Source organism: Pseudomonas canadensis, assembly GCF_000503215.1.
GTDB classification, from domain to species: Bacteria; Pseudomonadota; Gammaproteobacteria; order Pseudomonadales; family Pseudomonadaceae; genus Aquipseudomonas; species Aquipseudomonas canadensis.
This window is the reverse complement of the sequence record NZ_KI628540.1, coordinates 385,533-395,312: the sequence shown is the minus strand read 5'-3', so window position 1 is coordinate 395,312 and position 9,780 is coordinate 385,533. Positions and strand designations below refer to the sequence as shown.

8 protein-coding genes and 2 pseudogenes are annotated in these 9,780 nt (G+C 59.7%); 5 read left to right on the top strand and 5 right to left on the bottom strand.

What is annotated here, in order from left to right; translation table 11 throughout:
• Positions 1 to 548, bottom strand: a pseudogene (locus U367_RS1000000132505) (MFS transporter); the annotation flags it as partial.
• A gap of 141 nt (positions 549 to 689) precedes the next feature.
• On the opposite strand from U367_RS1000000132505, the gene U367_RS0129785 reads away from it, so the two are divergent.
• On the top strand, positions 690 to 1,277 hold the full coding sequence (locus U367_RS0129785) for a TetR/AcrR family transcriptional regulator (RefSeq protein WP_028619829.1): 588 nt from the start codon (positions 690 to 692) through the stop codon (positions 1,275 to 1,277).
• Here the strand turns inward: U367_RS0129785 and U367_RS0129780 are convergent.
• On the bottom strand, positions 1,261 to 2,616 hold the full coding sequence (locus tag U367_RS0129780; RefSeq protein ID WP_028619828.1) for an MATE family efflux transporter: 1,356 nt from the start codon (positions 2,614 to 2,616) through the stop codon (positions 1,261 to 1,263). The two genes, U367_RS0129785 and U367_RS0129780, sit on opposite strands and share 17 nt — an antisense overlap.
• Before the next feature lie 25 nt (positions 2,617 to 2,641).
• Complete coding sequence (locus U367_RS0129775; RefSeq protein ID WP_028619827.1) at positions 2,642 to 3,214, bottom strand: DUF2239 family protein; 573 nt, start codon at positions 3,212 to 3,214, stop codon at positions 2,642 to 2,644.
• Positions 3,215 to 3,484: 270 nt separating this feature from the next.
• Here U367_RS0129775 and U367_RS1000000132865 point away from each other — a divergent pair.
• Positions 3,485 to 4,009 (top strand): annotated as a pseudogene (locus U367_RS1000000132865) (MCP four helix bundle domain-containing protein); the annotation flags it as partial.
• A 66-nt stretch (positions 4,010 to 4,075) separates the two neighbouring features.
• Complete coding sequence (locus tag U367_RS1000000132860) at positions 4,076 to 5,134, top strand: methyl-accepting chemotaxis protein (protein ID WP_376713300.1); 1,059 nt, start codon at positions 4,076 to 4,078, stop codon at positions 5,132 to 5,134.
• A 253-nt stretch (positions 5,135 to 5,387) separates the two neighbouring features.
• On the opposite strand, the gene U367_RS1000000131420 is transcribed toward U367_RS1000000132860, so the two are convergent.
• Both U367_RS1000000131420 and U367_RS0129755 read right to left on the bottom strand, forming a co-directional pair.
• On the bottom strand, positions 5,388 to 6,536 hold the full coding sequence (locus U367_RS1000000131420) for a hypothetical protein (protein WP_152537943.1): 1,149 nt from the start codon (positions 6,534 to 6,536) through the stop codon (positions 5,388 to 5,390).
• A gap of 298 nt (positions 6,537 to 6,834) precedes the next feature.
• Positions 6,835 to 7,665: an IclR family transcriptional regulator gene (locus U367_RS0129755; RefSeq protein WP_028619825.1), complete on the bottom strand. Its 831-nt coding sequence runs from the start codon at positions 7,663 to 7,665 to the stop codon at positions 6,835 to 6,837.
• 243 nt (positions 7,666 to 7,908) lie between these two features.
• On the opposite strand from U367_RS0129755, the gene U367_RS0129750 reads away from it, so the two are divergent.
• Positions 7,909 to 8,937: an ABC transporter ATP-binding protein gene (locus U367_RS0129750; RefSeq protein WP_028619824.1), complete on the top strand. Its 1,029-nt coding sequence runs from the start codon at positions 7,909 to 7,911 to the stop codon at positions 8,935 to 8,937.
• Complete coding sequence (locus U367_RS0129745) at positions 8,934 to 9,779, top strand: ABC transporter permease (protein WP_028619823.1); 846 nt, start codon at positions 8,934 to 8,936, stop codon at positions 9,777 to 9,779. Before U367_RS0129750 ends, U367_RS0129745 begins: the two co-directional genes overlap by 4 nt.
• The last annotated feature ends 1 nt before the right edge of the window (position 9,780 follow it).

Below are 9,780 nucleotides of genomic sequence, written 5' to 3'. Positions count from 1 at the left end.
CCCACCGCCAGCAACAACGCAGCGACCAGAGGCCCCGCCTCCGGAAACAACACCACGCTCAACCCGACCGAAATCGGCGGGCCGATAATGAAGCACACCTCGTCCAGCACCGACTCCAGGGCAAACGCGGTTTGCAGCTTGGGCTGGCCCCGGTACAACTCGGTCCAGCGCGCCCGCACCATGGCCGACATATTGGGCATGCATCCGGCCAACGCGGCGAACAGGAACAGCAGCCAGTTCGGTGCTTGCAGCCGAGTACACAGCAGCAACATCAACAGCGCCCCGCCGCCAATCAATGCGGCAATCGGCAGCACTCGGCCTTGACTGTACTGGTCCACCAGCCGCGACACCTGCGGCGCACAAAACGCCGTCGCCAAGGCGAACACCGCCGCGACCGAGCCCGCCAGGCCATAGCCGCCATGTACCTGCGAGAGCATGGTGATCAAGCCGATCCCCGTCATTGATACCGGCATGCGCGCAAGCATGCCCGCCAGCACAAAAGCCCGGGCGCCAGGGACTTGGAACAACTCGGCGTAAGGGTTTGCCATCTTGCTCGACCTCTTCATGAATGCCCTGGAACTTGCTATTCACAAGAATCGAGGCAAAATACATACGGTGCGTATGTGACAAATCATGCTTAACATACGCAGCGTATGTCAATCTTTCCCTTGCCGATTGTGAGCCCAACCATGAGCCGTGCCCGTGCCGAAATGATCGAAGACACCCGCGCCCGGCTGATCGCCAGCGCGCGTCAGGCTTTTGCTACACAAGGTTACGCGAATACATCGATGGACGACTTCACCGCCCGTGCCGGTCTGACCCGAGGGGCGCTGTACCATCACTTTGGAGATAAGAAAGGTTTGCTGGCCGCCGTGGTTGGCCAACTCGACAGCGAGATGGATGCGCGTTTGCAGCGCATTTCAGATGAAGCTGAAGACCCCTGGAGCGGCTTTTGCGAATGTTGTCGTGCCTACTTGCGTATGGCACAGGACGACGAAATCCAGCGCATTGTGTTGCAGGATGCGCCGGCCGTCCTGGGCGACACCGGCGCCCAGCAACATTGCGTGGAGTCATTGCGCCAGTTGCTGGAGGCGCTGATGCAGGCCGAGGCGATCCCCTGCGTCCCGAGCCTTGCACTGGCGCAATTGATCAACGGCAGCCTGGTCAGTACCGCCCTGTGGATCGCCCGGGATGAACACCCGGACGAGCGGCTCGAACAAGGCCTGCAAGGTCTTGAACTGCTGCTACGCGGCCTGAGCCTCACACCAACCGCTTGATCTGCTTGTGCCGCCACACCAACCGGTAATACGTAGTCTGCAAGGCCAGCATTGCCAAGTAGGTCACGGGGAACGCCATCCACACGCCTTCCAGGCCAAAATGCGCGTTGAACAGGTACGCCATCGGCAGTTCGACGCAGAGCACGCAGAAAATCGAGATCACCACCGGCATCAGCACCACGCCGCTGGCACGCATGATCCCGCCAACCACCGCCTGGAAGCCAAAAACCAAGATGCTCCACAGCATGATGTGCAGCAGGTGTTCAGCCTTGACCCGTGCCGCATCGTCGGTAATGAACAGCCCGAGCAACCAGTGGGACAACACATAGCCCAACACAATCAGGCCTCCGGTAAGGCACAGGTTGATCAACAAACCGGTGCGCAGAATCGGCCCGATACGCTCTAACCGCCCAGCACCAATCGCCTGCGCACCGAGGATCGAGGCAGTGATGGCGATCGACAACGCCGGGAACTGCACGTAGTTGACGATCTGCGTCACCGCGCCATACGCCGCCGTGGCCTGGGAGCCGTGGCCGTTGACCAGGGCGAGGATGACCAATTCCGACAGTGACAGCACCACCATCTGCAGGCCGGTAGGCAAGCCGATGCGCAGGACTTTGCCGAGAATCACAGGGTCCAGGCGCAAGGCCGCGAGCAGTTCGCGGTCCGGCGCCATCACATGGTTTTTATGCCGAAGGCGCAAGATCAAAAACAGCATGGCCAACGCGTTGCCCACCAGCCCGGCATACACCGCGCTCTGGATGCCCATGGGCGGCAGGCCGATCCAGCCCCCAATCAGTGCCGGCGTGAGCAGCAGGCCGACCAGGGTCGACACCATCAGCGCCAGCAACGGCGAGATCGTGTCGCTGACGCCGCGCAGCAACTGGGTGTAGAGGATGAACACCAGCAACAACGGCATGATCAGCATCATCTTCTGGGCATAGCCAACCGCATCGTCCAGCACATCAACCGGCGTGCCCAACGCCTGCAATGCCGGACGCGCAAACAGACTGCCCAGCACCGCCGCGGTCACCCCCACCAGCGCTCCCAACGTCAGGGTTGCGCCAGTGATCACCTTGACCATCGCCGTTTCCTGCGCCCCCCAGGCCTGGCCGATCAGCACCGAGGCGCCCGCCCCCAGGCCGATCACCAGGGCAATGAAGAAAAACACGATGGGAAACATGCCCGACACCGCCGCCAGCGCCTGGGTGCCGAGCATCTGCCCGACATAGATGCCGTTGAGCGTGCCGGAAAAACTTTGCAGGAAGTTGGACAGCACCATGGGTGCCAGAAAGATCAGGTAGATCTGCCACAACGGCCGTTGTTGAGTGACTTCCATGAGGGTAGGGATCCAGGAATGGTGATCAGACTGGGAACGCGTTGCGCGTCAGCCAAGCCAGGTAGGTTTGCACGTCCACCGGCCAGTGCGCGATCTTGCCGGAAAAGTCCGTTGCGTCAAACGCAAACAGCGCGCGCGAAGCCTCTTCGAAACCGGGCAGGTCGCCGCCGATGGCGCTCATGAAACGATACCCGGCCTCCTTGGCCTGGCGTATCTGATCACGGGAAGCATGGGCAGTGCGAGCTTCATCCACCAGCCGGCGCAACGCCGCCGATGCACCGCCGCGCTGCTGGCCCAGCCATTCCCAATGACGCGGCAATAACGTGACTTCGCGTGCGACCACGCCCAGTTTAGGGCGCCCGACCGAGGGTGCAGCAGGAGGCTCATCGGGTACTTCGGCCTGGAGCGGTTGTGCGGGCGCATAGCCTGCCGGCCAGGGGAAATCGACTTGGAGGCCGGTGGCGTCATCGAATACCAGAAAGCTGCCCGCAGCATGATCAAGACTGGCGAGTGTATCGGCAACGTCGGCGTAGGGACCCGCCGCTACGCGCTGGTGGCCAACGAAGGCAGTGCACGTAGAAAGGTTTTGCGTAGGCATAGCTATTACCCGGATATTAATTGTTTTACCCGGATTATATTAGCCAAAGTTTTAGGAGATGCAAGGACTCTTGTGGTGAAACTCCCAACGGCTCACCCCTGAGCGGCGAACTAAATCGGATAACGTAGGAATCCAGGTTTTATTCCATCAATTCGCTCGATGGCAGAGTCAGTAATTTCTGATTGGACGCGTGACGGGCCTATCGATAGATTCCCCAACGAAGATAGCTTTTAGCCATCACTTTTAACTCCCCTGAATATCGAGCTTTCCATGAAAAAACCTGTCTCGTTGGCGATGCGTATCGGACTGGGCTTTGCGTCCATTCTGTCGTTGCTGGTGTTGGTCACTGCCGTCGGTATTCAACGCGTGGGTTTTATCGACAGCACACTCAAGGACGTGGCCGAAAAAGCCGCCGTGGTGCAGCGCTACGCGATCAACTTCCGTGGCAGCGTGCACAACCGCGCCATCGCCATTCGCGATGCGGTACTGGTCAAGGATGAATCATCGCTCAGCCGTCACCTGGCCGAGATCGACCAGCTCAAGCGCGATTACCAGGACTCCGCAGTGATGATGGATCGCCTGTTCGCCAACACCGTCACAAGCGCTGCCAGCGCCGAAGAATCCCGTCTTTTGGCGGATATCAAAGCCATCGAGACCCAGGCCCTGGCCTCCACCGAGCGGGTGATCAGCCTGCGTCGCAGCAATGACATCGCCGGCGCCCAGGACTTGCTGTTGGCCCAGTCGTCGGCCCATTACACCGAATGGCTCAAGCGCGTGAATGCCCTGATCGACTTCGAAGAAGCCCAGATCAAGCAACGCCTGGACACCGTGCAAGTCGCCGCCGGTAACTTTGCCGTGCTGATGCTGCTGGCCAGCGCCGTGGCAATCATCTTGAGTGTGCTGGTGTCCTTGTTGATCATCCGCAAGGTCAAGGCCACCCTCGGCGCCGAGCCGGAGGACGTCGCCGAGGCGATCCGCCGCCTGGCCAATGGCGACTTGAACCAGCCCATCGAAACCCGCTACCCCGACAGCGTGATGGGTATTTTGAAAAACGCCCTGGCCCGCCTGGGCGACACCATCACCGAAGTGCGCTCAGCAGCCCAGGCCCTGCGTCACTCCTCGGTCACCCTGTTGTCAGTGGCCAGCGACAACCGTCAGCAGATCACCTTGCAGACCAGCGAGGCCCAGCATGTGGCCGCCGCGATTACGCAAATGGCAGCCTCGGTCAGCGAGGTTTCAGGCTACGCCTCTGCCGCGTCCAAGGCGACCATTCTGGCAGACGCAGAAGTCGAGAGCGGCCACCGCTTGGTGGGCGAAGTGACCGTGGCCATCGAGGAGCTGGCAACCATCCTCGACCAGGCCACCAGCCGGGTCAACCAAGTGTCCAGCGACAGTGAAAACATCGAAACCGTGATCGAAGTGATTAACGCCATCGCCGCCCAAACCAACCTGCTGGCACTCAACGCGGCCATCGAAGCCGCCCGGGCGGGTGAACATGGCCGTGGCTTTGCGGTGGTGGCCGATGAAGTACGGTCGCTGGCGACGCGCACCCAGGAGTCCACCCAGGAGATCCGCGACATGATCGGCAAGCTGCAAAGCGGCACCCAGGATGCCGCCGACATCATGCAACGCAGCCGCAGCCTGGCCCAGGTCACCGTGGCGCAGACCCGCGACTCCCAGTTGTCATTGGGCAAGATCAGCCAGGAAGTGGGTGCGATCAATGCGATGAACGCGCAGATCGCCAGTGCTTCGGTACAACAAAGCGCGGCGGCGGAAGAAGTCGCGCAGAACGTCACACGCATCCATAGCTCCACCGTGCAATCGGCGGCGGGCTCCGAGCAAGTGGAGCATTCCAATCAGGAACTGGCGGAGCTGGCGGATCGCTTGAGTACCAAGGTGGCGTTTTTCAACGTGGCCTAGGGGCCGCCGGCCCTCTAGCCTCCCTCGGCCAGGCGACCTTCATGCTCGCCGGCCTGCAGGTGCGCCCCGAGCGCATGCGCAAGAACTTCGACATAACCCAGGGCCTGATCGTCACCGAAGCCGTGAGGCGACCGGAAAGGAAGATCAGCCCCAGCTGAGCCAAGTGGGAGAAAGGGTCGCAACTGGCGATGCAAGGTTGAAGACGCAGCCCACGGCACGGGCTGCATTTTCACTTGCATGCTCAATCAGGTCACTATTTTGCCTGTTTCTCTTTAATCACGTAATTGACATTATCCATATCAAACCTTTCGTCCTCGTAGCCCCTACCGCCCTTATTATTGGTACCTATATCCACTTCTTTCATCAGGCCCGGGCGACGGAGAAGTTCAGCCGCAAGTCGAGATTTATCAGTGGGAGGAGACGCCGCAGCCGCTTCTTTAAGACTATCGAAGCTGATGTAGTCATCTTTGCCCCAATACTGTTTGAATTTATCTTTAAGGGCCTCAAGCAAGTCCACGTCACTCATATTTTCATAATTCAGTGCAGCAGGTTGGTGGGACACCCGCTCAATAGTATCGCGCCCAATCAACCCGTCAGCTTTATCAGCATCGTGGTCGGAATCCAGGTGGCGATTAATCTGCGGCCGACTGAGGATCTCCTTGGCCAACAGGGTCATCCGATCGTCTACGGGGTTGCCAGTCAATGGCCGACCTGCGATTTCACGAAGCGATTGCTGGGTTATCTTGCCATGCTCGTTGGGATTGAAGTAGTCAAAATTATTACCCAACTCTGTCGTCAAATCTGAGTCTTTGGCCTGTTTGAAACCATTCGCGACCTCAGCATTCTGCAGGCTCATGCCGTTCGCTGCCGGTTGATAATTGCGTGCACCATAGTCGCCATATCCATTTTCAACACGACTGCGTTGCATGCCACCGTTAAACCTTGCCGGTCCACCCTGCATGCCACCGTTATACCCTGCTGGTCCACCCTGCATGTACGCTGCCTCCTGGGCCTCGTACGCATAGACCGCCTCATGCGCATCACCCTGGCTGATCAGACCATCTTCATGGCCGCCATGGTTGATACCATCGAGTAAGTTACTCATTCCTGGACGGCTAAGAATCTCCCTTGCCAGCATTGTCATTTGATCGTGAAACGGATCACCGATCAGCGGACGATTGGCAGCATGTTGAAGCGTTTCCTTCGTGACGAAACCGGATTCTCCCTGGAAATAAGGGAAGGCGTTGACAAAGTCTCGCGCAACTAACGAATTGGGGACTGGCCGAGAGGCCTCCATTGAGTTACTCATTGCGGGCTGATAACCAAACCTGGCGCGACCTTCCGACGGGCAAGATTGCGGGTAGTAAGTTTGTGTGGGCTGACCGAAAGGAGTATTTATCATTAAAACACCTCAGATAGTTGATGCAATTAAGCTGACCAACGCCCAAGTCAGCGTTGAATCAACAGCCATCTGTGGCAATTTGTAAAAGGACAGTTCCGTTAAACACGAACAAAAAAATTGATTTTCTGAATAACTAACACGTACCCAGAAAGCCTAGTACTGCCTAAGTAAGCGCCTGATCGTTACCCATTCCACACGCCAGCCGATGGTGCCGGCGATGAGGGATGACAGAGCATTGAATGGAACCTGTGTATGTGCAGTACGGCGGCCAGGTCGGTAACGTGGACCGCCATCGGAACTACCCACCAAAGGTCTGCGAAGGCCTGCGCAATGTCGGATCAAACGGATTGATCCGCGGCCCGATCGCAGCCGCTTCACGCTTGAGCAACTCCACCACCATCGGCAAGCGGCTCGGCCCCAGCCGATCACTGATGGTTGCCACACTCAGCGCCGCCACTGCATGCCCGTCGCGATTGAGGATCGGCACCGCCAACCCCGCCATGCCTTCCAGCACCCCGGTATTGCGTGCCGCATACCCAAGATTGCGCACATTCTCAACTTCCGAGCGCAACAGCACTTCGTCATACAAGTGGAAGTCCTTGAGCCGTGGCAGGTTGAAGCGGATCACCGTCTCGCGCTCTTCCTCCGGCAAGAACGCCAGGATCGCCAGGCTGCCCTGCCCCACGCCCAATGCCACACGCCCGCCGATGTCCCCGGTGAAGGTACGGATCGGGTACGGGCCTTCGCTGCGGTCCAGGCAGATCGCGTCGAAGCCTGAGCGCGCGAGCAAGAACAGCGAATCCCCTAATGACGCACTCAGGCGCAACATACTCGGCCGCACCAGATCACGCAGGTTACCGGTCTTGCCTGCATTCGCCGCGAGCGCGAAGAACTCCAGGCTCAGGCGATAGCGCTTGCTGCGCGCGTCCTGCTCGACCATGCCTTCGTCCATCAGGCTGCGCAGCAGGCGGTGGGTGGTCGGTTGGGACAAGCCAACCTGTTGCGCGAGCTGGGTCACGCGTTCGCCGCCCTCCGGCACGTCACCCAGGGTGCGCAGCAGCGCGAACAGTCGGGACACCCCACCGGGGCCGACTTCTTTGGCGCTATCGTTTCGTTCAGTGGAATCCATAACAACCAATCTCTAAGTAAATTCCGGTGAGTGAATAAATATGAAAATAATAGTCCATTCAGTGAAATACCATCTTCCACCCATCCTAGTCTTCGTCCTAATCTGCGTCCACAGGGGCGACATGAACAACTAACGGCAGCCGACTCAAGATCGAGCGCCAACGCACCGGCAACACTTCATTCGCATCTGCCCAAAACAAAAAAGCGCGTTTCGACGCGACTCAAAAAAAGGTGGAACGCAGACATGGCATTTCTCCAACTCCACGCCTTGAGCAAACGCTACGGCGCCGTCGATGCGGTGGTCGCCACCGACCTTGCAGTGGAAAAAGGCGAGTTCGTTTCCCTGCTCGGCCCGTCGGGCTGCGGCAAGACCACCACCCTGCAAATGATCGCCGGCTTCGTTGACGTCAGCGGCGGGCAGATCCTGCTCGACGGTCGCGATATCACCCATGCCAAGCCCGCCAGCCGTGGCCTGGGCGTGGTGTTCCAGAGCTACGCGCTGTTCCCGCACATGAGCGTGCGCGACAACGTTGCCTTCGGCCTGAAGATGCGCAAAGTGCCGACCGCCGAGATCGCCAGCAAGGTTAAGACGGTATTGGAACTGGTACGCCTGGCGCCGCACGCCGACCGATACCCACGTGAGCTGTCCGGCGGCCAGCGCCAACGTGTGGCCCTGGCCCGCGCCCTGGTGATCGAGCCACCGGTGTTGCTGCTGGATGAGCCGCTGTCCAACCTCGACGCCAACCTGCGTGAAGAAATGCAGTTCGAAATCCGCCGCATCCAGTGCGCCGTGGGCATCACCACCTTGATGGTCACCCACGACCAGGCCGAGGCGCTGTCCATCAGCGACCGCGTGGTGGTGATGCAGGCCGGGCGTGTGACCCAGATCGACGCGCCGTACAAGCTCTACGAACATCCGCGCACACGCTTCATCTCGGACTTCGTCGGCAAGGCCAACCTGTTGCCGGGCGACTATGACCAGCTGGGCACTCCGCAAGTGCGTCACGAAAGCGGTGACGGCGAGCTGACCCTGAGCCTGCGTCCGGAAAAGATCCAACTGGTGGACGCCGGCACCGGCCGACTGCAGGGCAAGGTGCTCGACAGTTACTTTTTTGGTAGCCAATGGCTGTATCGCATCCACACTAGCCTTGGCGAAATCACCGTGGTGCGCAGCAATGACGGCAGCGCGCCGCTCGGTTGCGGGGCGGCGGTGGGCCTGGACTGGCAAGCCAGCCTGCTGCGCGTGTTGGCAGCGGATGAGGTGCGCGCATGAGCCGGGGCTACCTGTTGTCGTTACCCGCCCTGGTGCTGTTTGTCGGGTTGCTGATTCTGCCGCTGGGCCTGACGCTGGTGTTGTCGTTCAACGTGTTCGATTACCAGGTGGGTGTGAAGGCGGATGAATGGACCTTCGCGCATTACCTGTCGTTGTTCAGCGATGCGTACTTCTACGAAATCTTCTGGCGCACCTTCTGGATCAGTGCCTTGGTCACCTTGCTCTGCGTGGTGATCGGCGTGCCCGAGGCGTACATCCTCAGCCGCATGGGTACACCATGGCGCTCGATTTTCCTGATCCTGATCCTCACGCCGCTGCTGATTTCGGTGGTGGTGCGCGCTTTTGGCTGGAGCCTGCTGCTCGGCGCGGACGGGCTGGTGAACCAAGTCATCCAATTCCTTGGCGGGCGCCCGGTGAAGCTGTTGTATACGCCGTTCGCGGTGATCATCGCCCTCGTGCACGTGATGCTGCCGTTCATGATCATCCCCGTGTGGACCTCCCTACAGAAACTCGACCCGTCGGCGGAACAGGCGGCGTTGTCCCTCGGCGCCAGCCAAACCACGGTAATGCGCAGGATTGTATTACCGCAGGTGATGCCCGGCGTGCTGTCCGGCACGCTGATCGTGTTCGGCCTGGCCGCCAGTTCCTTTGCGATCCCCGGCCTGCTCGGCGGACGCCGCCTGAAAATGGTCGCGACCGTGGTGTACGACCAGTACCTCTCGGAACTCAACTGGCCCATGGGCGCGACCATCGCGGTGGTGCTGCTGTTGGTCAATCTGCTGATCATGCTGAGCTGGAACCGCATGGTCGAAGGCCGCTACAAAAAGTCCCTGGGGGTTTAAG